Annotated in this window: 23 protein-coding genes, 1 pseudogene and 1 riboswitch; of the genes and pseudogenes, 10 read left to right on the forward strand and 14 right to left on the reverse strand. The window is 41.8% G+C overall.

The annotated features are described in order from the left end of the window. The first annotated feature begins 158 nt into the window (after window positions 1–158). Window positions 159–908, forward strand: coding sequence for an RpnC/YadD family protein (locus ICL16_RS43925; protein WP_337907234.1), 750 nt, complete (start codon window positions 159–161; stop codon window positions 906–908). A 133-nt stretch (window positions 909–1,041) separates the two neighbouring features. On the opposite strand, the gene ICL16_RS43930 is transcribed toward ICL16_RS43925, so the two are convergent. The 6 genes from ICL16_RS43930 to pilM all read right to left on the reverse strand — a co-directional run bounded on the left by ICL16_RS43930 (window position 1,042) and on the right by pilM (window position 6,912). Then, a complete protein-coding gene (locus ICL16_RS43930) occupies window positions 1,042–1,221 on the reverse strand; it encodes a DUF6887 family protein (RefSeq protein ID WP_190838943.1) in 180 nt (59 codons plus the stop codon). Continuing rightward, complete coding sequence (locus ICL16_RS43935) at window positions 1,218–1,406, reverse strand: DUF6888 family protein (protein WP_190839283.1); 189 nt, start codon at window positions 1,404–1,406, stop codon at window positions 1,218–1,220. The genes ICL16_RS43930 and ICL16_RS43935 overlap by 4 nt, the downstream gene beginning before the upstream one ends. 104 nt (window positions 1,407–1,510) lie before the next feature. Then, window positions 1,511–3,922 (reverse strand): type IV pilus secretin family protein, encoded by a 2,412-nt coding sequence (locus ICL16_RS43940; RefSeq protein ID WP_190839244.1) that lies wholly within the window; start codon window positions 3,920–3,922, stop codon window positions 1,511–1,513. A gap of 298 nt (window positions 3,923–4,220) precedes the next feature. After that, entirely contained in the window at window positions 4,221–4,982 is a 762-nt protein-coding gene (locus tag ICL16_RS43945) for a pilus assembly protein PilO (RefSeq protein WP_190838945.1), read from the reverse strand. Then, a complete protein-coding gene (locus ICL16_RS43950) occupies window positions 4,979–5,746 on the reverse strand; it encodes a PilN domain-containing protein (protein ID WP_190838947.1) in 768 nt (255 codons plus the stop codon). The genes ICL16_RS43945 and ICL16_RS43950 overlap by 4 nt, the downstream gene beginning before the upstream one ends. Window positions 5,747–5,805: 59 nt before the next feature. Continuing rightward, on the reverse strand, window positions 5,806–6,912 hold the full coding sequence (gene pilM / locus ICL16_RS43955) for a type IV pilus assembly protein PilM (RefSeq protein WP_190838949.1): 1,107 nt from the start codon (window positions 6,910–6,912) through the stop codon (window positions 5,806–5,808). A gap of 74 nt (window positions 6,913–6,986) precedes the next feature. Between pilM and ICL16_RS43960 the strand changes: the two genes are divergently transcribed. After that, window positions 6,987–8,270: an ABC transporter substrate-binding protein gene (locus ICL16_RS43960; protein ID WP_190839247.1), complete on the forward strand. Its 1,284-nt coding sequence runs from the start codon at window positions 6,987–6,989 to the stop codon at window positions 8,268–8,270. 11 nt (window positions 8,271–8,281) lie between these two features. Here ICL16_RS43960 and ICL16_RS43965 read toward each other — a convergent pair whose 3' ends face one another. The 3 genes from ICL16_RS43965 to ICL16_RS43975 all read right to left on the reverse strand — a co-directional run bounded on the left by ICL16_RS43965 (window position 8,282) and on the right by ICL16_RS43975 (window position 10,431). Then, window positions 8,282–9,550 carry a Mur ligase family protein gene (locus ICL16_RS43965; RefSeq protein ID WP_190839250.1) on the reverse strand — a complete coding sequence of 423 codons (1,269 nt, stop codon included), beginning with the start codon at window positions 9,548–9,550 and terminating at the stop codon, window positions 8,282–8,284. Between the two features lie 76 nt (window positions 9,551–9,626). Beyond that, window positions 9,627–9,752, reverse strand: coding sequence for a photosystem II protein Y (locus tag ICL16_RS43970; RefSeq protein ID WP_190838952.1), 126 nt, complete (start codon window positions 9,750–9,752; stop codon window positions 9,627–9,629). Between the two features lie 142 nt (window positions 9,753–9,894). Further along, window positions 9,895–10,431 (reverse strand): gamma carbonic anhydrase family protein, encoded by a 537-nt coding sequence (locus tag ICL16_RS43975; protein WP_190838954.1) that lies wholly within the window; start codon window positions 10,429–10,431, stop codon window positions 9,895–9,897. 171 nt (window positions 10,432–10,602) lie between these two features. On the opposite strand from ICL16_RS43975, the gene ICL16_RS43980 reads away from it, so the two are divergent. The 4 genes from ICL16_RS43980 to map all read left to right on the forward strand — a co-directional run bounded on the left by ICL16_RS43980 (window position 10,603) and on the right by map (window position 15,514). Next, window positions 10,603–11,118 (forward strand): TIGR02652 family protein, encoded by a 516-nt coding sequence (locus tag ICL16_RS43980; RefSeq protein WP_475580436.1) that lies wholly within the window; start codon window positions 10,603–10,605, stop codon window positions 11,116–11,118. Window positions 11,119–11,163: 45 nt separating this feature from the next. Then, on the forward strand, window positions 11,164–11,610 hold the full coding sequence (locus tag ICL16_RS43985) for a VOC family protein (protein ID WP_190838960.1): 447 nt from the start codon (window positions 11,164–11,166) through the stop codon (window positions 11,608–11,610). A 139-nt stretch (window positions 11,611–11,749) separates the two neighbouring features. Continuing rightward, a complete protein-coding gene (locus tag ICL16_RS43990; protein ID WP_190838962.1) occupies window positions 11,750–14,563 on the forward strand; it encodes a M16 family metallopeptidase in 2,814 nt (937 codons plus the stop codon). Between the two features lie 120 nt (window positions 14,564–14,683). Further along, a complete protein-coding gene (gene map, locus ICL16_RS43995) occupies window positions 14,684–15,514 on the forward strand; it encodes a type I methionyl aminopeptidase (protein ID WP_190838964.1) in 831 nt (276 codons plus the stop codon). A 58-nt stretch (window positions 15,515–15,572) separates the two neighbouring features. Here map and ICL16_RS44000 read toward each other — a convergent pair whose 3' ends face one another. Then, on the reverse strand, window positions 15,573–15,824 hold the full coding sequence (locus tag ICL16_RS44000; RefSeq protein ID WP_190838965.1) for a type II toxin-antitoxin system Phd/YefM family antitoxin: 252 nt from the start codon (window positions 15,822–15,824) through the stop codon (window positions 15,573–15,575). A gap of 251 nt (window positions 15,825–16,075) precedes the next feature. Here ICL16_RS44000 and ICL16_RS44005 point away from each other — a divergent pair. The 4 genes and pseudogenes from ICL16_RS44005 to cutA form a co-directional block, all read left to right on the forward strand. Next, a pseudogene (locus ICL16_RS44005) lies at window positions 16,076–16,279 on the forward strand (plasmid partition protein ParG); the annotation flags it as partial. Window positions 16,280–16,386: 107 nt separating this feature from the next. Then, window positions 16,387–16,529, forward strand: a riboswitch (cobalamin riboswitch). 16 nt (window positions 16,530–16,545) lie between these two features. Further along, window positions 16,546–16,941: a DUF1636 domain-containing protein gene (locus tag ICL16_RS44010; RefSeq protein WP_190838970.1), complete on the forward strand. Its 396-nt coding sequence runs from the start codon at window positions 16,546–16,548 to the stop codon at window positions 16,939–16,941. Window positions 16,942–17,042: 101 nt separating this feature from the next. Further along, window positions 17,043–17,438, forward strand: a complete 396-nt coding sequence (locus ICL16_RS44015) for a phosphomannose isomerase type II C-terminal cupin domain (protein WP_190838972.1) — start codon at window positions 17,043–17,045, stop codon at window positions 17,436–17,438. Continuing rightward, window positions 17,435–17,755 carry a divalent-cation tolerance protein CutA gene (gene cutA / locus ICL16_RS44020; RefSeq protein WP_190838974.1) on the forward strand — a complete coding sequence of 107 codons (321 nt, stop codon included), beginning with the start codon at window positions 17,435–17,437 and terminating at the stop codon, window positions 17,753–17,755. Before ICL16_RS44015 ends, cutA begins: the two co-directional genes overlap by 4 nt. A gap of 82 nt (window positions 17,756–17,837) precedes the next feature. Here cutA and ICL16_RS44025 read toward each other — a convergent pair whose 3' ends face one another. The 4 genes from ICL16_RS44025 to tkt all read right to left on the reverse strand — a co-directional run bounded on the left by ICL16_RS44025 (window position 17,838) and on the right by tkt (window position 21,426). Then, entirely contained in the window at window positions 17,838–18,425 is a 588-nt protein-coding gene (locus ICL16_RS44025; RefSeq protein ID WP_190838977.1) for an arsinothricin resistance N-acetyltransferase ArsN1 family B, read from the reverse strand. A gap of 164 nt (window positions 18,426–18,589) precedes the next feature. After that, window positions 18,590–18,883, reverse strand: coding sequence for a hypothetical protein (locus ICL16_RS44030; RefSeq protein ID WP_190838979.1), 294 nt, complete (start codon window positions 18,881–18,883; stop codon window positions 18,590–18,592). Window positions 18,884–18,992: 109 nt separating this feature from the next. Continuing rightward, window positions 18,993–19,286 (reverse strand): hypothetical protein, encoded by a 294-nt coding sequence (locus ICL16_RS44035; RefSeq protein WP_190838981.1) that lies wholly within the window; start codon window positions 19,284–19,286, stop codon window positions 18,993–18,995. Window positions 19,287–19,413: 127 nt separating this feature from the next. Further along, window positions 19,414–21,426 carry a transketolase gene (gene tkt, locus ICL16_RS44040; RefSeq protein WP_190838983.1) on the reverse strand — a complete coding sequence of 671 codons (2,013 nt, stop codon included), beginning with the start codon at window positions 21,424–21,426 and terminating at the stop codon, window positions 19,414–19,416. Window positions 21,427–21,614: the final 188 nt, after the last annotated feature.

Consider the following 21,614-nt stretch of genomic DNA (forward strand, 5'->3'; position numbering starts at 1 on the left):
ATCTCCAAGAGCTATTATCTCCATTAGGCTCAGTAGAAACAAGTAAGGATGTCGCTGGAGAAGTATTAGAAGTTGATGTTTATTTTCTCCCAAGAGAGCAACCACAAATTGATCGAGAAAGTTTAGGATTACTCGGTAGATTTGCCCAAACAAAAGCATTGATTGAACCCTTTCGTAACCCAGTTACAAACTCAGAAGTGCGCAATTGTACGATCAAGTTGTTTAATACTTGTGCCAGTTTTGAGCGGGAAGCTAAACGGAATGATGTCTTCTTAGAGGAAGATTCTTTACCAAAGTTATGGATTCTCTCACCCACAGCTTCAGTCAAATTTTTAGGCGGATTTGGGGGAAAGTTAGATGAACAACGGTGGGGAAAGGGTGTTTATCTTTTTAATCAATCTTGGCGGGGTGCAGTGGTAGTAATTCATCAATTACCAGTTACCCCAGAAACACTGTGGTTAAGACTGTTGGGTAAGGGAAGAGTCCAAAAGAGGGCAATAGAAGAATTGCTTGCGTTGGATGTGAACAATCCTTTCCGTAGCAAAGCGATGGATTTACTAGCTAACCTGAAAACTACCCTAGAATTAAATCAGAATTTAGATAGAGAAGAGCGGAACTTAGTTATGCAGTTATCACCAATTTATTTACAACGTTTGGCAGAAGCTCAACAAATAGGTAGAGAGGAAGGCAGGCTCGAAGGCAGGCTTGAAGGCAGGCTCGAAGGGATTCAAAATGAACGTCGTACAACTATCGAAAACTTACTTCTAGTTCGGTTTGGGACTTTAGATAACGAGCTACAAACAATTATTGAATCTTTATTAGCATTACCACCAGAAGAGTTCACTTCTTTATTGATACAATTGTCTCGTGAGGAATTGTTAAGTAGGTTTGGCACTGCTCAAAATTGACAGTAGAAAGATTGAGTTATAAAGTGAAGCGATCGCCAATTTCTCTAATAGCTTCACATACATGCCAAACAAGATACCCGACTTCTTAGAGAAGTCGGGTATCTTAGATAACATAAAGAGCGAGATCTAGTTCTCAGTTGATACGCTTACGCATTTCTTGTTCAAATTGTTCATCAGTACTTACTACTACACGACCAGGTTTAGCTCTAATAATGTTTAGGAAATATTGAAAAGCTTCTTCATCATCAGGATTCTGCTTAACATAATTACGCAATTGTTTTTCATCCATACTTTGATAATCTGCTTGAGTCATCCTATAATAACCTCACCATTTTCAAGAATTTCTAATTGTGTTTCTTCACCAACTAAAATAACTATCCTTTTTGTACGTGTGTCATACCTCACCATTTCAATTGATTTGAGAAGGTTGCTGATTCTTACACATCTGGTATAAAACGCCGTCAACTGTTCTACTGTTGGTAGCAAAGGATCTTTCATATTAATTTTACTCCCATTAATTTGGGTACAGGCACCCTGCCACAATTTGGGTACAGACGCCCCGCCAGGGCGTCTGTACGTTATCCTCCATCTGCCTCATTTCCCTATCTCTTCGGCGTTTGTAAACCACGACGCTCTAACATTTGCCGCACTTCAGGGCTGGGATTGTAGTTATAGCCATAGGAAGAGCGCTCTGAATCATCCATAATTTGCGGTGTAAGTAACACAATTACCTCTCTGCGCTCGTTGCTTTTGTTTGTCTTTCTAAATAGCGCACCAATGAGGGGGATATCACCTAAGATAGGAATTTTAGAGATTGTTACCCGATCTTCGTCTTGAATAATACCGCTAAGAATTAGTGTTTGACCATCTCGGAGACGAATTATGCCAGATTTAAGGGATCTTTGAGATACTAAAACTATTTGCCCATCACCTGTATCTGCTACACCTGCAGGTGCTTTGACATCAGGAACAACCGATAGAGAGACAAAACCGTTGTCATCAATACGATCAATTTTGACAGCAAGGGCTAAACCCACTTCCTCTTTTTCAATGTCTCGCTCCTCTCTAGAGCCACCTGGTGTGTCAGTTATAGTTCTTTTAACCCTTCCTACTACTTCTTGGGTCAAAAAGACATTAGCCTCTTGACCTTCTTGCACAATTAGGGTTGGATCTGTCAAGATTTTAGCATTACCATTTTGTACCTGAGCTTGCAAGCTAGCGAGAAAACGTTTGGGAAATTGAAATAGTGAGGGTAGAGAGGTTGTAATTGATCCCAAAGTACCTTGGCTTACACTTCTTCTTCCATCTTGATCTACGGTAATAATATTGTCTTCTGCTGGGATAAGATTCGTGATACCTGGTTGTAAAGGATTGTTTAAGTCAACATAGGGTTGGGCAAATTGACCTGAGCTAGAATTTTCTAACCTCCTAATACCCCCCGGTGAAACTTCTATGGTGCCAGGAATAGTTCCTGGAACAGTAATTGGATTGTTAGGATTAACAAAAACGTTTGCACCAGTGTAGGGATTATTAATAACGGGTGGATTAACATAACCAGGTAAGCTTGCTTGTGCTGAAGTGGGAGGATTGACGCCGCCAAAGTTCATAGCAGCTGCACCGCCATCATTGACAAAGAAGTTGTTGCCAACACCAAAGGAAAAGCTAGTATTGAAGTTTTGGCTTCCTGTCAAATTAACATCGATAATCTTAACGTTGACTGCTACTTGACGACGGCGGATATCTAGCTGAGTTAGTTGAGCCATTGCTATCTCAACTAGTCTAGGAGAGCCAATCAAGGTAACAGCATTAGTTCGTTCGTCTCCCAATACCTGTAGACTTCTAAGTAAAGGCGTTGAGTCCTTAAAATCAGCACGTCTAGTTTCAACTGTAACTTCGTTAGCAGTCGTCCTTTCAGTAGTGCTATCTCCTTCCTTTCCCACACTCACAGATCTAACTGTAGAAATCTGCCGTTCACGGCTAATAGCACTTTCTGCCCCCAAACCGACTAAAAAGTTAACTGCGACTCCTACACTTACCTGGTTGAGTCGCATACTGCGCATGACTGTATCACGAGTGGAATTAGGTAATTGTGGTCCCACAAAAATTGTGCGTCCATTGCGGTTAGCTTCTAGTCCACTCAAGCGTAAGACGTAGTTGAACACGTCTTGTACAGGCTCATTTTCTATATCTAAGGAAATTGTTGGTCCATCACCTCCAGCGGCTGCTGCTGCGGGCTGTTGACCTCCTGGTCCTGGTGTGGCTGTACCCCCTATGTAAGCTAGGTTGAGATTAGCTGCACGGGCAAGTAGAGACAATACTTCGCGGACTGGAGCATCTCTAAGTACTAGGCGGGGAACTTTTTGCTGAGTACCTAAGTCTACTGTGCTAGGTGAGGCATCTGTACTTGATACGGCAATGTCGCCTACTGGTGGAGCAACTGCTCTGGGTAGGAAGGGTGGCGCTGAGTTGGTGGGTTGATTTAGTTCTGCGGTTGGTGCTGGTTTCCCGTCTATGCTGATTTGGGGGTTGGGGACGAGAACTTCTTGTGGCTTTTGATTTGGTTGAGATGGGTTTGTTTGTGCTACTGGTTGATTGTTATTTTGTGGGGTGGGCATCGCCCTGTTTTGTGGGGTGGGTGTTTTACCTGCCACGCCTGCACCTTGAGTAAAGTTGAGGGTAATTCCGTCTTGTTTTCGCTCTACTGGTTGAGTGTTGGGTGTAATGTCTGTTCCAGTTACTATTAACCGGATGCTATTAGTATCAAGTTGATTGATTACTACTGAGGCAATTCCGGGAGCGGGGTTGTCTTGACGAAAACTATTACCTTGTGGTAAGCGTAGTTTAGTATTAATGATATCGGCAACTAAAGCTTTGTCTCTTTTTGTGGTGAAAATTTGCGGGCGATCGCCATTAGAAGTTTTCAAAATAACATTAATTCCACCATTTACAGGTTTTAGCTGTACTTGAGTTACTTGAGTAGTCTGCGCCCACACTGCTTGAGCGGCTAGGATCATCGTTGTGGTGGCACAAAATATTAAGCTATTACCGTGAAGTTTCACAGTTCAATCCTCACACTAGAAAAGTATTAAGAAAATTAAAAGAAGGCAGAGGGCAGAGGGCAGAGGGCAGAAGGGAAGAAAGTTATTCTCGTCCTCTGGTTGTGTTCTCGTTCCCAGGTTCCACCTGGGAATGCCTTGCGAGAGGCTCTGCCTCTCGTTTCAAAAGGAGGCTCTGCCTCCTGAAGGCATTCCCAGCCTGAGGCTGGGAACGAGGGGCGGGGCGAGAGGGGCATGGGAAAGAGACATGGTTCCATCACTTCTTCTTCGCTGCTGCTTGGTTTGCTTGTGCAACTTCCTCTGGATTAAGTGGCATCAGTGCCTGTAACTGGATAAGTGTAGAAATTGATGCAGGTCCTATTCTTGGCAGTTCTTTACCTACTTGAATAGGAGGTTCTGGTGCGAGAGAAGAGTCATAGTTTTTAACTATTAATAAAGGCTGTAAACGTTCGATGTTTCTGAGAATTGATTGTGTTTGTTCATAAGTGCCGATAATTTCGATATTGACACTACGGCGTTTGAGCTTACCATCAACCAGTGTTCCAAGAGAGCCATCGGTAATCGGTTCTGCTTTTTGTGAGGCTGGTACAAACTTTCTCAGTCTGGCTCTAAGTGAGTTGGCGGAAATTTGCGTATTGCCATCAATTAACCGATTTAAATCAAACAACAAAGTATCTAAAGTTTTTTCGTTAGCAAATAAACCTAAAACCTGTTTTTGTTGCTCTTTGGACAGTGCTAGATCCTTTTTTACTTTGTCAATTTGTTTAAGGTTGGCTTTTTTTTGCTCAATTTCTCCTTGTAAGCTTGTCTGTTTTGCTTGCTGTTGCTGGTAAGTTTCCCAAGCGGGCATAATCATGTTAAATATTATGTAACCTGCGCCTAGTATGCCCAAAACTCCAACGATAATACCAATAATTTTTGGTGTGAAAGTAATTCCAAAGACAACAGGATAGGTTGTTGAGGCTGCATCAAACTCCTCCCCATTGTCAACCATATTTAAATCTTCACTGAATGTCATTTTGGAATGACTCCTGTTTGTTGCAAACTACGTATCCGAGTTACTAATCCCACTGTGCCTTTTTGCTCTAATTCGCGCATGAATGAGGAGGCGGGAATATCACTCAAACTAGATTGAATGGTGTATTTGACGATTTGAGGAGGTTTAATTGGTATAGTAGATCTACTGAGGCTTGGGGGTAATGGTGCATCGACTAACTCTGCTGAAGTAATTTTTATATCGGTAGACTTCAAAAAGCGAGACTGTTGTAGAGTTAGCATGAAATCGTTCACATCTTTAAAAGTGCGAGCTAATCCACTAATTTCCAATCCTCCAGCCGGATTAGGTATTGGTTTACCTTTTTCTGCTGCACTTGGTGGTGTTTGCTTGATTTTCTCAATTTGCACTGTTCTGGGGATGCGATCGCGCAAATCTTGCAAAATTGCCGACCAAGGACGAATTTGGTCAAAAACAGTAACTAAAGCTTGAGTTTCACTCTTAATTCTGCTTGTTTCTTCTTTGATTTTATTAATACTTACTAATTGTTGTTCTAACTTTTGTTTTTCCTGCTCTAGTTGTGCTACTGACTGCTCCAACTCAGCATTTTTTCCTTGTAATAACCACAAACCTAACCCCGCCAAAACAGGAAAAACTAGCCCCAAGACTACACCCACATAAACTGGTTTTAAACTCCCAGCCGGAACAGGTGCTTTTTTTACTCTGGGTTCAGAAGATTTAGGAACTACTTGACGGTCTTTAAGAAAATTAACATCTAAACTATACATTTTTCATCATTGGTCATTAGTGATCCATTACAAATTATTCTTCCCATCAAAATCTCATTTCAAACAGATCGCATACCTAAACCAAGAACTATTCCTAAACCGGTCCGTTCGACAGGGGGGTATTTTTCCTCATCTACTTGCAAAGACAACGCTCCTACAGGGTCAATTTGAGAAGTAGGCAAACTCAATCTTTGGGTAAAAAACTCTGACAAATTATCCAATCCACCTCCAGGACCGGCAAGTAAAATCTGTGCCACCTCCAAATTTTCGGACTGATTCAAGTAAAAATCGATAGAACGACGCAACTCATCTGTAAGCTCTCCCAATACTCTCAGGATTGCTGCCATACCAGGATTAGCTTCGGTAACGCCAGTTTTGCCCCCATCCATCGTATTTGCCGGAATAGACATTCCATACAACAATTCCGTATCTCGTGATGTAGGTAAACTCATCGCTCGAGACAAAGCTGTTTGCATTTGATATATACCGAGTGGCACTGTACGTGAAAACTGCGGTACGCCGTTCACGATAATGGCAATTTCTGTACTGTCAAACTCTATATCCACCAGCACGGCTGCTTCTTGTGGTCCATATTGGCGCAGTTGGTCGCGAATTGTCCGAATTAAAGCAAAACTATTAATCTCCAAAACATCAATTTGCAAACCAGCCTGTTCAAAAGTACTTATATATGTGTCCGTCACCTCCTTACGAGTAGCCACCAGCAGCACCTGTACTTTTTCAATACCGTCCTCATCTACAAAATACCCAAGTTTCTGATAATCCACATCAGCTTCTTCACGAGGATAAGGTAAATACAAACCTGCTTCATGGTTAAGCACCATCTCGCGCAGTTCTTTGTCATCTAACTCTGCCGGCACAGGCACTAGACGTACAATCGAATCTCGTCCCGCAACAGCAGTAGCGACACGATTCGCCTTGATTTTACTCTCAGCCAAAGCTTGTTGAATTAATTGTGCCATTGTCGGGGGATCAGCAATTTGACCATCACTAAAAACCCCTTCCGGAACTGCCACTGATGTTAAGGCGTCTAGCTTTAAGCCTTGGCGTTGCTTACGTAGCTTAGCTACACTCACACGATGTGGTGCAAGTTCGATGCCGACTCCTTGATGAGATTTACCAAACAAATTTTTTAAGCTTTTAATCACAGTTTTATTTGCTGGACTGCTAAATTGAAAATTTAAAGATGAAAGGGCAATGGAACTGAAAAATGATCAGCAGGATGTTTCAAATTAAAAAATTGAGCAGGTTGACTATTTGCGTACTACTAGGCATACTGACAAGTTGGATTGTTAGTTGTAGCACAGGTACAAAATCAGCATCACCAGGAGTAGCAACTGTTGAGTTTTGGACAATGCAACTCCAACCTCAAGCAGAGTATTTCAAAAGTCTCATCCAGACCTTTGAATCTCAAAATCAAGGTATAAAAGTGAAATGGGTTGACGTACCTTGGACAGCAATGGAAAACAAAATTTTAACAGCAGTCTCCGCAAAAACGCCACCTGATGTTGTCAATCTCAATCCTAATTTTGCTTCCCAATTAGCAGGACGAAATGCCTGGTTAGAATTGGATGCAAAAGTCCCAAATCAAGTACGTTCCTCCTATCTACCGAATATCTGGAAAGCCAGCACGTTGGGAGGCAAGAGTTTTGGTCTTCCCTGGTACCTCACTACGCAGCTAACCATTTATAACACTGATTTTTTAAAACAGGCAGGTATCAATAAACTACCCGCAACTTATGCTGAATTGGCACAAGCAGCTCAACAAATTAAAGACAAAACTGGTAAATATGCCTTTTTTATGACCTTTGTTCCCCAAGATTCTGGTGAGGTGCTAGAGTCGTTTGTGCAGATGGGCGTGACACTTTTAGATGCTCAAGGCAAGGCGGCTTTTAACTCTCCTCAAGGCAAAGCTGCTTTTCAGTACTGGGTAGATTTGTATAAAAAAGGTTTTATTCCTAAAGAGGCATTGACACAAGGTCATCGTCATGCTATAGAGTTATATCAATCCGGACAAATAGCAATGCTAACTTCTGGCGCGGAGTTTTTGAAGCAGATTACTAACAATGCGCCGACTATCGCCTCTGTCTCCACTGTTGCACCACAAATCACAGGTGAAACTGGTAAGAAAAATGTTGCGGCGATGAATATAGTTATTCCCCGCGATAGCAAACAACCAAACGCCGCGCTGAAGTTTGCTCTATTTCTGACTAATGATGAGAACCAGCTTAGTTTTGCCAAAGCAGCCGAAGTTCTACCATCTACAGTCAAAGCACTCACTGATGGCTACTTCAAAGATTTACCTGCCAAAGCTTCCACTTTAGATAAAGCGCGAGTTGTCAGCGCACAACAACTGCAAACAGCGGAAGTTTTAACTCCTACATTAAAAAACTTTAACCTTCTCCAAAAAGCTATTTACGAAAATTTACAAGCAGCAATGTTAGATGAGAAGACAGTTGATAAAGCTGTAGAAGATGCAGCACAGGAGTGGAATAGCACCAGTTAGCTGTAGAGACGTTACATATCAGAAACCCGGTTTCTTAAAGAAACCGGGTTTCTGATTAAAAAATGTCCTACCAAATACAACGAACCGCATAAAACAACTAAATTCTCTGTTGAGGCAAAAGCTGCTTGCAAAGCTGATGATAAATCCTCATAAGCTCCACAAAAGCTCAATTCTGGGCAAATATTCTCAGCTAAGAAGGCTAACTCACTCGTGTTGGCTGAACTATGATCTGGTACTGGTACTATATATAATCGGTCATTTGGTTGCAGCAATGCCTGAAAAATTTCAGCATGATCTTTAGTAGAAAGCATTCCCATTACCCAGCTTACAGACTGGTTGGGGGTTAAACTATCTACATAGTCTCGCAAAACTTGAGCAGCGGCTGGGTTATGGGCACCATCTAGCAATAATTTATGCTGATTCCAGGTAGTCCATTGCATTCTCCCCAACCATTTAGTTTTTGCCATACCGTTAACAATCGCCTCTTGCGGTATCTGCCTACCTTGTTGTTGCAAAAATTCCAAAGCGGCTATTGCTAAAGCGGAATTTGCTAACTGATTCTTTCCTGGCAGCGGCAAAGGATATCTAATTCTTTCATACTCTGCCCATCCTGGGGCAATTTGACGAGCGCTTTGAGGTTGAATATATGGGCATTGTAGTGCTGTAATGCGATCGCCTACAACTTGAGAAGCTTCCTGTGGCAATAGTCCAATCACTGCGGGACATCCTGGTTTAAGGATACCAGCTTTTTCTGCGGCAATGTCAGCGACAGTGGGACCAAGTTGCTGCCAGTGTTCGCGGCTAATATTCGTGATAATAGTAACTAAAGGTTTTGCGCAAACGTTAGTAGCATCCAGCCGTCCTCCCAATCCTACTTCTACCACTGCTACATCTACTTTAGATTGTGCAAAATATAACCATGCTGCTGCGGTAATTACTTCAAATTGAGTCGGTGATTCTTCATCTGAGCTAATAGCTGCTTTGACTTGCTGTAATAATTGGTACAATTGTTCCGAAGTAATCGGCTGTTCGTTGAGGCAAATACGTTCTGTCCAATCAATTAAATGAGGAGAGGTGTAGCGTCCTGTGTGATAACCTGCTTCGGTAAGGATAGAAGAAAGGTAAGCACAGACAGAACCTTTACCGTTAGTGCCAGCAACGTGAATGATCGGAACTTGATGATGGGGGTTGCCAAGATTTGCTAACAGTTTTTCAATGCGCTCTAGTCCAAGATGGACACCAAAGCGTTGGAAGGGTTTGAGGATGGAATTGATATCCACGTCGGTAAGATGGAACTTTGTTCTCAAAACCCGGTAACTTTTACGCAACCGGGTTTTTGACGATACGTTGTTTAATTTAGGCTTCTCGATTTAAAAAGCTTTGCAATTGTCTTAAAGCTGCCGCCCCAATGTTGAAAGCTGCCCAACTAGCAGCAATGACTACTGGTGCTAAAACGACCACTACACGCATATCTAAGTCCATATTTACATCCCCCCTCTTTTAAGTAGAAGTTAAAGTTTTATCAACTATTCTCATATTTTATTTTGAAGCTGAAGTGGGCAGTTTTTGCCAAGTTTTTTGTAAAGAATGTTTACAGATGGAGACAGGAGACAGGAGACAGGAGTCAGGAGTCAGGAGGTTTTGTCAATCTAAGAGCAGTTCCCGAACCGGCATGAACTAAAGCCAACTTTTGGTAACGTTGGGCATGTTCGATTAGGGATGCTGCTTCTGCGTGTGAAATTTGCCGAACTACTTTGCCAGGAACACCCATAACCAAAGATAAGGGCGGAACATCCTTAGTTACTACAGCACCTGCACCGATCATGCTACCAGCACCTACCCGTACACCATCTAAAACAATTGCGCCAATGCCAATTAAACTACCACGTTCAATGTAGGCAGAGTGTACCACAGCACGATGCCCAATAGTGACATGATCTTCTATAATTGTCGGTTGACCGGGGTCACCGTGTAGGATGGCTCCATCTTGAATGTTGGTAAACTCGCCAATTTCAATCCGTTCCACATCTCCCCTTACCACTGCTCCATACCAAATGCTTACTCCTGCAGCTATGTTCACATGACCAATCACAGTAGCGTTGGCAGCAACGAAGGCAGCTTGAGAAATATCGACAGAAGACCAGAAGGAAGCAGTAGACACGATAGAATATGTATATAGTACCCAGGAACACTGGAAAACTCCAACCAAATAGACTGGTTGCACTCACCAGGATATCACGGTATCAAGCCTCTACACTCAGTAGTACAGAGTGTATGCGTGCTGAGTGCCAAGTGCTCATTAGTTCACAAATATATTTGTACGCACTTCATGATGAATCCAGGCTTGCAGTACCCAATATTTGGTCCTGAAATTCAGTGTCCCCACTGTCGGCAGATTATTCCGGCATTGACACTTACAGATACCTATTTATGTCCCCGTCATGGCGCTTTTGAAGCTAATCCGAAAACTGGAGAGTTAATTCACTTACAGTCAGGGCGTCATTGGCGAAGATGGAACGGAGAATGGTATCGGCAGCATACCCATCCTGATGGGATTCGGTTTGAAATTCACGAAGCACTCGATAAGCTGTATACTCAGGGCTACCGAGCAACTCGCGTAATTATTGCTCAACGCTATCAGGAATTGATGAGTGGCTACTTAGAACGCAGCACTCCTTGGCGGGGTGGGCAAACAGAAGCGACTTCAGCTTCTACCCGACTTTACGGTTTACCAGTAGAGTTTAGCCCCGATCCCGCAGACGAACCCTGCTGGGAAGTAATTAATTTCGATTTGGAAAAAGAACCGGGTGTGCCTGTACGCTATCCGTATTTCCGATTGTTTGAATAAATTTGTAGAGACGTCCCGTTGGGACGTCTATTTTAATTAATTAATATGCACCACGCTTCTATTCGTACCGCGAACATCCACCGTGCGATCGCTTTCTACGAACAGTTGGGATTTACAGTCTGTGAGCGCTTCACCACAGGCTACACCCTAGCTTGTTGGCTCGAAGGGCTAGGCGGCAGAATTGAACTCATCCAAATTCCTCAACCAAAACCAGCCCCGGATGCGTTTGCCGATGAACATTACGTGGGCTACTATCATTTATCTTTTGATTTAACTGATATCACGCCAGATTTATCAAGTTGGTTAACAAGTTTAAAAGAACGTTTTGCTACTGCTGCTCAAAACAATGTAGAGCAGTTACAACCTTTATCTGTACTTCTAGAACCTACTCAACAGCAAATAGGCTGTCGTATTTATGAGGTACTTTTTATAGCAGATGCTGACGGGTTACCCCTTGAATTTACGCGAGTTCTCGCAATACTTAGTAGTTGAATTTTTAACTATTTTATCTGTTAAAATAATTTTTCTCCCTCTTTATGTAGTGTTGCCGAGGCGACAGAAACTAAAGAGGGATTAGACTATAGTCGAAACAAAAATCAGTAATTTTCTTTACAATAAAATTATCAAATCTATGTCTGTGTTTTCCACACTGCATCGATGTCGTTTTTCTTTTTTACTGTTAACTATTTGGTTAGTAACAGTATTGTTACTTGGTCATAAATCCGCTCATAGCCACCTACCATCAGTATATAATTGGGTAAATATTCAGAGAACAGAGGTGTCTCAAAAAACTATATCACCTTTACTTAAAGATAACATCCACAAAACAGTACTAGAGAATGGTCTTACCGTTCTCACAAAAGAAGTACATACCAGCCCAGTAGTTACCGTACAGGCATGGTACAAAGTGGGTTCCCGTCATGAAGAAGCTGGTGTGAATGGCATTGCCCACCAGTTAGAACATATGATGTTTAGAGGTACAAATAACCGTCCAATTCAATTTGGCAGATTGTTTAGTGTTTTAGGTAGCGACTCAAACGCTTTTACCAGCCACGATCAAACTGCATACTATAACATTGCAGAACGACAAAAGCTTAAGGCATTATTAATGCTGGAAGCAGACAGAATGCAAAATTCCCTCATTGATGCGGATAAATTGGCTCAGGAAAAGCGGGTAGTAATTTCCGAGTTACAGGGTTACGAAAATAGCTCAGAATATCGTCTTAGTCGTGCTGTGATGCGGGCGGCTTTTCCTAACCACGCTTATGGTTTACCTGTGGGTGGCACTAAAGCTGATGTGGAGAAGTTTGATGTTGAGCAGGTGCGTAAATATTACCGTAATTTCTACACTCCTGATAATGCTGTGTTGGTAATTGTGGGAGATTTTCAAACTGCACCAACTCTTGATGTTGTTCAAGAGACATTTGGGAAAATACCGAAGGGAAGGAGTCAGGAGTCAGAAGTCAGGAGTCAGAATTTAGAACAGAAGAGTAAGAAGAATTTTGCTTCGTCGCCGATAGTACTGCGTGAGCCGGGGGCGGCAGCGATGTTGCAAGCGGTGTATCCGTTACCAGATGTGAATCATCCGGATGTTCCGGCTTTGGATGTGATGGATTATATCTTGACGGAGGGACGGAATTCTCGTCTTGAGCAAGAGTTGGTGGAATCAGGTTTAGCTAGCGAAGTGAAAGCTTCTGTAATTAATTTGATGGAGGCGGGCTGGTACGAACTTTGGGTAACGGCGGTAAATCGTTCCGATTTGAAAAAAATTGACTCAGTACTTAATCGTGCGATCGCTAACCTTGCCACCAAAGGAGTGACAATAGAAGAAGTGAACCGTGCTAAGGCTAAGTTAGAAGCTGCTTTAATTTTGGGTAACCGTGATATTTCAAGTCTTGCTATACAACTAGGTAATGATGAGACTACAACTGGTAATTATCTTTATACAGATAGCTATTTGGCAGGTGTACGTAAAGTAACTCCCGCAGATGTACAGCGTGTAGCTAATCAATATATCAAACCACAATTACGTACAGTAGGCTTTTTTGAACCAACTAAAGTTCAACCAAAAGAAGTTGGTGACAAAAGTAATTCCGCACAAATTAAGGAGAAATTCACTACAGGCGTACCTGTAGATTATCAAGAAGTAGCTCAGTATTTACCGCCTATAGACTCACAAGAAGTATCTGACGCTGCACGCCCAATTCCAGAACGATTTACTCTACCTAATGGGATGAGAGTATTACTGATGCGCGATCCCAGTACTCCTACTGTGACTCTCAGTGGTTATATCAAAGCTGGTACGGAATTCGACCCTGAGAACAAGGCTGGTATTGCAGCTATTGTCGCAGAGAACTTGATGAATGGCACTAAAAATAAGAATGTCTTAACTATTGCCAAAGCTTTGGAAGACAAAGGAGCGCATCTCGATTTTGATGCCTACCGCGAAGGTGTGCGAATTGAAGGAAATAGCCTAGCTGTTGATTTACCGATACTGGTACAAACATTGGCAGATGTAGTCAAAAATGCTACTTTTCCTCAAAAAGAGTTAGAATTAAGTCGTAAACAAACTTTAACCGACCTTAAGGAAGAATTAGATGATCCATTGTCGGTAGCTAAAAGAACATTTGTTCAGTCAGTATACCCAAGTAAGCATCCCGTACACACGTTTCCCACAGAGAAGAGTTTGCAACTAATTAGCCGTGGTGATGTGATTGATTTTAAAACAAAACATTATCGACCAGATACCACAGTGTTGGCATTGGTAGGAGATTTTGCGCCTACGGAGGTGCGAAAACTCATAGAATCTGAACTGGGTGATTGGAAAGTAAGTGGAAATGCGCCAACTTTAAATTATCCAATGGTATCAATGCCCAAGGAAGTTGTGCAGGTTAACCCCATCCTACCAGGTAAAGCCCAAGCTATTACTTACATGGGAAACACCGGCATTAACCGTAATGACTCACGGTATTATTCAGCGGTAATATTAAATCAGATTTTGGGTGGGGATACTTTATCTAGTAGACTGGGAGCAGAAGTGCGCGATCGCCAAGGACTTACCTACGGAATTTACAGCAACTTCATGGCAGGCAAAAGCTTTGGCACATTTTTGATTGAGATGCAAACTAGCCCAGAAGACACTACTCAAGCAATTGCCAGTACCCACAAACTACTCAAGCAAATCCATCTCAAAGGCGTCACAGCAGTTGAAGTAGAAGTTGCCAAACATACCCTACTGAGCAACTACATCATTTCTCTTGCCAACCCAGAGGATTTAATCCACGAAATTCTGATGAATGAGGTGTATGGGCTAAATGAAGAGGAACTGCGTTTATTCACAGACAAAATTCAAGCAGTCACCCTTGCCCAAGTTAATCAAGCAGCGCGTGAGTTACTCCATCCAGATAAAATTGTAGTGGTGACAGCAGGACCTAGTGTTCAATAGAGCTAGTATCTCAACCGAAGTGCGATCGCCAAAAATAAGCTAACTTAAAAAGAAGCAACTTCAAAAGCGAAAAACCATAGTATAGCTTAGCGGTAAAACGCCAACACTTAAAAACCTCCCATGAACATCCTAAGTAACTTACTTTCTCAACCAACTCAAAAAAATCGTCAAAAAAAACAAGAGCGTAGAGGAATAGAAATTAAATCGCCGCGTGAAATTGAAATTATGCGGCAATCGTCTCTAATTGTCGCCACCGTGCTTAAAGAAATTTCCGAGTTGGTACAGCCCGGTATGACGACTGCTGACTTGGATGCTCATGCGGAAAAACGAATCCGAGAAATGGGTGCAATACCTAGCTTTAAAGGATATCATGGTTTTCCTGGTTCTATCTGCTCTAGCATTAATCATGAAGTAGTACATGGTATCCCCAAACGGAAGAAAGTAATTCGCGCCGGAGATGTTTTAAAAGTAGATACAGGCGCTTGTTACCAAGGCTTTCATGGTGACTCCTGTATTACAATCGCTGTAGGTGAAGTTACACCAGTTGCTGCTAGACTGATGCGTGTAGCAGAAGAAGCTCTTTATAAGGGTATAGAACAGGTAAAAGCGGGTAATTACCTAATAGATATTGCCGGTGCAATTGAAGATCATGTCAAAGCTAACGGCTTTAGTGTAGTAGAAGATTATACTGGACATGGTGTTGGTCGTAACCTACATGAAGAACCTTCTGTATTTAATTTCCGTACCAACGAAATGCCCAATGTTAAACTTCGTAAGGGAATGACATTGGCAATTGAGCCAATTTTAAATGCTGGTGCTAAGCATACACGGCTTTTACCAGATCGGTGGACAGTGGAAACTGTCGATAAATCTCTGTCTGCTCAGTATGAGCATACCGTATTAGTGACAGATACTGGATACGAAATTTTAACAGATCGTTCCAAGGTATAACCCTCAAGCCTAAGAATGAATTCTTAGGCTAATAGCTAAAGTTGGCTAGGTATAACGTTCACTCATCCCCACGACGAGCAGTAATTGCTTCAAGCGTAATAAATCCATCATTTTCTTCTACTGCACGGCGAAGAGCAGCAGAGTCAATGGCATCTTCTATCGCCTCCAACAACTTCAAATCATCAAGACTAATAATCGCCACAACAGCTTTACCATGACGCTGAATTAAGATGCGCTCACCACGATACTCAGCCCGATTGATTATTTCTTGAAAATTAGCACAAGCCTCAGTTGTACTTACAATAGTCATACTTATTTTTATACCTTTCTATTAAATCTTATACATAAATTTGTAAATATTGTACAAATTTGCCAAAACTGACTTTTTGGTATTTTCCGGAATTGCCATTTTTACCTTTGTAGCTTTGTATGAAAATTAGATATGGCAGTGAAGAAATAATTGTGTAGAGACGCTTTAAACAGAGCGTCTCTACGGGGTTGCAGACAATGCACAATTAATTTCCACTACTACGTCTATTAAATACATTAAGTACAGAATGTAAAGCAATGCACATTAGTATCACGGATGAATTGAAAAAGCGGTTTCATGCCACCTGCGTTATGCAAGGTAAAAAGATGAGCCAAGTAGTAATTGAGCTAATTGAGCAATGGCTGGAAAGCAACGAGGTTTTTCAAACTAAGCAGACAAAGACATTAGAGGCTAGTACTCAATTAGATAATTTGGAAAATGTTAAATCAAAATAAATTTGTATTTGCGTTAACTAGAAGATAGTTGTTTTCAATATTCCATAATAATTATAAGCAATTCTCATTCAACCATACCCACTTGCCAACCAGACAACTGTGTAGTAAGTTAAACTAGACTAATCGGTTATAGTAGGGATCAGCTACTAGAGGTAACGGGGAAAGTTCGGTGTAAATCCGGCACTGTACCGCAGCTGTAAACAAGGATACCTTTGTAAGTCAGAATACCCGCCGAATAGGTAACTGCTTTAATCTACGAGGTATGGATGACAGCGCAACATAATTTATTTGTTTGCACTACTTGCTCAAGTGTGTGGAAAGATGGGAAGCGAGTTGGGGAAAGTGGTGGAGAGAAGTTATTTCAGCAATTGCTTCAACACCACCAAGAGTGGAAATTGCATGAAGAATTTACGATTCAACCTGTAGAATGTATGAGTGCTTGCGATCGCTCTTGTGTGATTTCTTTCGCTTGTGTTGGTAAATTCATTTATTTATTCGGTGATTTGCCGTCTGATTTGTCCCCAACAGAAATTGCTGGGGTTTTTGAGTGTGCCGATAAATATTACACTCACCCTCAAGGAAAGTTACCCTGGGCAGAAAGACAGGAACCTCTCAAAAAAGGAATTTTAGCCAGAATTCCTCCCCTATCTGTATTAATGTAACTCTAGAGACGCGAAATTTCGCGTCTCTACTTGGATCAACTGAGTGCCGTTCCACATTTTCTGAGTAAAATGATGGTAGCTGTTTACTTCAGGGATTAATTATGAATCAGGAACAGAATAATACACCATCCAATGTAAATGAATCTTCTCCACATTCAGGTACACGTTATTGGGGGAATGTTGAAGTCATAGAGGAAGGAGAGACTTATCGAATAAGTCGTGTGGAAATTAAACCCAAGCACAGCATTAAACCACAAATCCACTATCACCGTAGTGAACATTGGGTGGTAGTCTCTGGTACAGCCAAGGTATTTTGTGGTGATGAGGAAAAGTTACTTAATCGAAATGAATCAACTTATGTCCCTCCCGCAACACTTCATCGAGTAGAAAATCCAGGGTTTATTCCGCTAGTTGTTCTGGAAATTCAAAATGGTGAATATTTAGGAGAAGAAGACACAGAACGCCCTTATGACTTAAGTTTGGTTAAACCCGAATGAAACTTTACTATATTACCTTAAATAATTCAGACGAAGCACGTCAAATTAGTCGTGCTTTGTTAGAACAAAAACTAGCTGTTTGTGTAAACTGGTTTCCCATCACCTGCGCTTACATCTGGCAAGGAGAAATCAAAGAAGAACCAGAAGTAGTGTTAATTGTCAAAACTCAATCTGGTTATCGAGATAAGATTGAAAAAGTTATTCTCCAGCACATTAACTACACTAACTTTATTGCAGAAATCTCGCCCACAGATATTAACCAAAAGTTTTTGGATTGGTTGAATGCTGAAGTTCCCTTGCAACCTTTACATAGTTAAAATATTACTAAAAGAAGGCAGTCTTTCCAACCTATCCTACAAGGATTAAGGAGGATAATTATGTTGCTTAATAGTATAGCAATTAGGTGGTAAGGAACAATTTAGTGTATTCTAATCCAGAGGAATCAAGCAAGGCGTTGATGTTAATTGGAGGCGCAGGATTGTTTTCTCGTACTCGCAGCGACAACTCATACCAAGCTACATCATGCCATGCACCGCATTTGTATCCCACACCTCGATATATACCGATTTGCTCAAATCCCATCACTTCATGGAGCCTAACACTAGCCGGATTTGGGAGTGTTACAACTGCGTAGGCGTTGTAATAGCCTTGGAGTGCCAAAATTTTAAACAGTGACGTATACAAAGAACGCCCTACCCCTGAGCGACGTTCTGCTTCACGTATATAAACTGATACATCAACAGACCACTGGTAAGCAGCACGCTCTCTATGAGGTTGAGCATAAACATATCCTATAACTTCCCCGCCACGCTCACACACCAACCAAGGTAACTTCTGTAAAACTTTTGCAATCCGCTGCTGTATTTCCTCTAAAGTTGGTGCTTGGGTTTCAAAAGATACATATGAATCACCACCGCAGAAGGGGGCGTAAATTTCTAAAATTTGCTCGGCATCTTGTTGAGTGGCAATTCTGATAATGGTTGACATAAAAGGTTTTTCTTAACTTATGCTCCAGAAAATATTAATACTAAACCAATACTGTTTAAAACTCTGTTTGTCACCAATTTTCAAGAGTGATTTCTGGAACTCTCATCAAATCAGAATCATTGGAAACAACAGTATATTTGTATCTAAAAGGTAATTCACACTATTTATCTACCTTCCACAACTTCATCAAATATTTTGATTTGCTCTGGGGTTAAATCATTTAATGTTCCCGAAACAGCTTCTAATACAAGAAGTTTGTCAATTCTATCTGTTAACTGATGTTCCGAAATAGCTCTCATTTCTTCAGGAGACAACACCCCAAACAGAATTACTAGCATTTCTATCATTTCCTGTTGATCTAATTTAACCAGATAAAGGCTATTAGATTGAAATAACTTTTCTACTATTGGCGATATACGAGCTATAATTTCATGTTTTTGACTATAAACTTCCTGCATAACATACCCCCAAGTCTTTGATTATCAGGCTTAGATCCCCGACTTCGTAAAAGTTGTCGGGGATCTTGTTGTTTACGAATGATTTAGGATTGCTATAGCCCATTCCCTACTATCTCCGTGCTGATGCTTCATCATACATTTTTATTTGCTCTGGAGTTAGGTCATTTAAAGTTCCGGCAACTGCCTCTACTACCAAAATTCTATCAATTCTGTTTGTTAAGTCATTATCAGGAATACTTTGTACATAATCTGGAGAGAATTTGTCTACAAATGTTGTTAAATGTTGAACCATTGCTTCTTTATCTAATTTTTCTTTGTAGAAATCGTTACCTTCTATTAAAAATTCAATAATTGCTGATATACGTGCAATAGCTTCTTGTCTGTTTGTGGAAACTTCCTGCATAACTAATCCTCTTGTTGTGAGTATCTCATTATCTACGTATTTTAACAAGTAAACACAATTTTCGTCGTAACAAAAAAGGGTAGACAAGACGCCTACCCTAACAAATAAAAAGAAATAAAATTGCTAATTAACCAAGCAATTGTTTAGCTCTAGTCAACACATTATCAACAGTGTAACCGAACTTCTCCATAATCACAGGACCAGGAGCAGAAGCACCAAAGCGATCGACACTAATCATTGCGCCTTCGTTACCTAAATAACGACACCAACCAAAGCTCGATGCAGCTTCTACCGCTAAACGTTTGGTAACAGATTTAGGCAATACTGATTCGCGGTAATCTTCTGGTTGTTCCTCGAATAATTCCCAAGAAACCAAGGAGACAACGCGAACTTTTTTGCCTTCTGCACTGAGTTTCTCAGCGGCTTGCACACAAAGATGCAATTCACTACCAGTTCCGATCAAAATAATGTCGGGAGTACCTTCGCTATCAAAGACAGTGTAGCCACCTTTAGCTACACCCTCAATGCTGCTGCCAGCTAATTGAGGCAGGTTTTGCCGGGAGAAAATTAGCAAGGTGGGGCGATGTTGGTTAGCAAATTCAATGGCTACTTTGTAAGCACCGGAGGTTTCGTTACCATCGGCAGGACGAATAACTGTGAGGTTAGGAATTGCCCGTAGGGAAGCGATGGTTTCTACTGGTTGGTGTGTAGGACCATCTTCACCTAAACCAACAGAGTCGTGAGTCATGACGTAAATGACTCCCGCTTGTGATAGTGCGGAAAGGCGAATTGCTGCCCGCATGTAATCTGTGAAGACGAGGAAAGTCGCACAGTAGGGGATTAATCCGGAGTTGTGTAAAGCAATACCGTTACAAATAGATCCCATACCATGTTCGCGCACGCCGAAACGTAGGTTACGGTTTTGGTATTGCCCTTTCTGGAAGTCACCGCCTCCTTTAATTTCGGTGTTGTTGGAGTGGGTGAGGTCAGCAGAACCACCGATAAGTTCTGGTAAAACTTTGGCTAGGGCATTGATGGTGGCTTCGGAGGTTTTGCGAGTGGCGATCGCCTTATCCTCGACTTTATAGGTAGGCAGAGCTTGCTCCCAACCGGATGGTAATTTACCGCTGATGTACCGCTCAAACTCAGCCGCTTCTTGAGCATATTGAGCTTTGTAGTTAGCGAATGTTTTGTTCCATTCTTCTTCTAGACTAGCCCCACGCTCAACAGCTTTACCCATATGCTTCTTGGCATCTTCTGGGACAACAAAAGGCTCGTGTTCCCAACCCAAGTTTTCGCGGGTGAGTTTAACTTCATCTCCACCCAAGGCAGCGCCGTGAACACCAGCAGAGTTTGCTTTGTTGGGTGAACCGTAACCAATGGTGGTGGTGACTTTGATGAAAGAAGGTTTATCGGTAACAGCTTTTGCTGCGGCGATCGCTTTCTCAATTTCCGCTAAATTTGTGTTCCCATCTTGAACGTGCTGTACGTGCCAACCATATGCTTCAAAACGCTTACTAACATCTTCGGTAAAGGAGATATCTGTGGAACCGTCGATGGAGATGTGGTTATCATCGTACAAAGCAATCAGCTTGCCCAATCCCAAGTGTCCTGCCAAAGAACAAGCTTCCCCAGACACGCCTTCCATGTTACAACCATCACCTAAAATTACGTAAGTGTAGTGGTCCACAATTTGGGCGTCTGGTTTGTTAAACTTAGCGGCAAGATGGGCTTCTGCCATTGCTAAACCGACTCCGTTGGCAATTCCCTGTCCCAAAGGTCCTGTGGTTACTTCGACACCAGGAGTCATAAAGTTTTCTGGGTGTCCTGGTGTTTTTGATTCCCACTGACGGAACTGCTTAATGTCCTCAATCGTCACGCTGTCATAACCAGTCAAGTGAAGTAAGGCATACTGCAACATACAGCCGTGTCCAGCAGACAAGACAAAGCGATCGCGGTTAAACCACTTGGGATTTTTCGGATTAAACCGCATAAACCGATCCCATAGCACAAACGCCATTGGCGCTGCGCCCATTGGTAGCCCTGGGTGTCCGGACTTTGCCTTTTCTACGGCATCAATTGCCAGAAAGCGGATCGAGTTGATACAAAGTTCTTCAAGGGTTTGGGTTGCAACAGCCATAATAAGATTGTTTTTTACGACGGGTTAGCACTCTTTCAAGCTTATCTTTACCGCTGGGGTTATTTTCATCCCCTTTGGCAATATCATCATCATCCCATTGGTGCTTGTTGACAGACAAGCCGGATAGTTTGGGATTTTTGAGTTAGATTTTGAATTTATTTTATGAAGGATTCCCCCAAACATCGGTT

It is taken from the genome of Iningainema tapete BLCC-T55, from assembly GCF_014698965.1.
GTDB lineage: Bacteria > Cyanobacteriota > Cyanobacteriia > Cyanobacteriales > Nostocaceae > Iningainema > Iningainema tapete.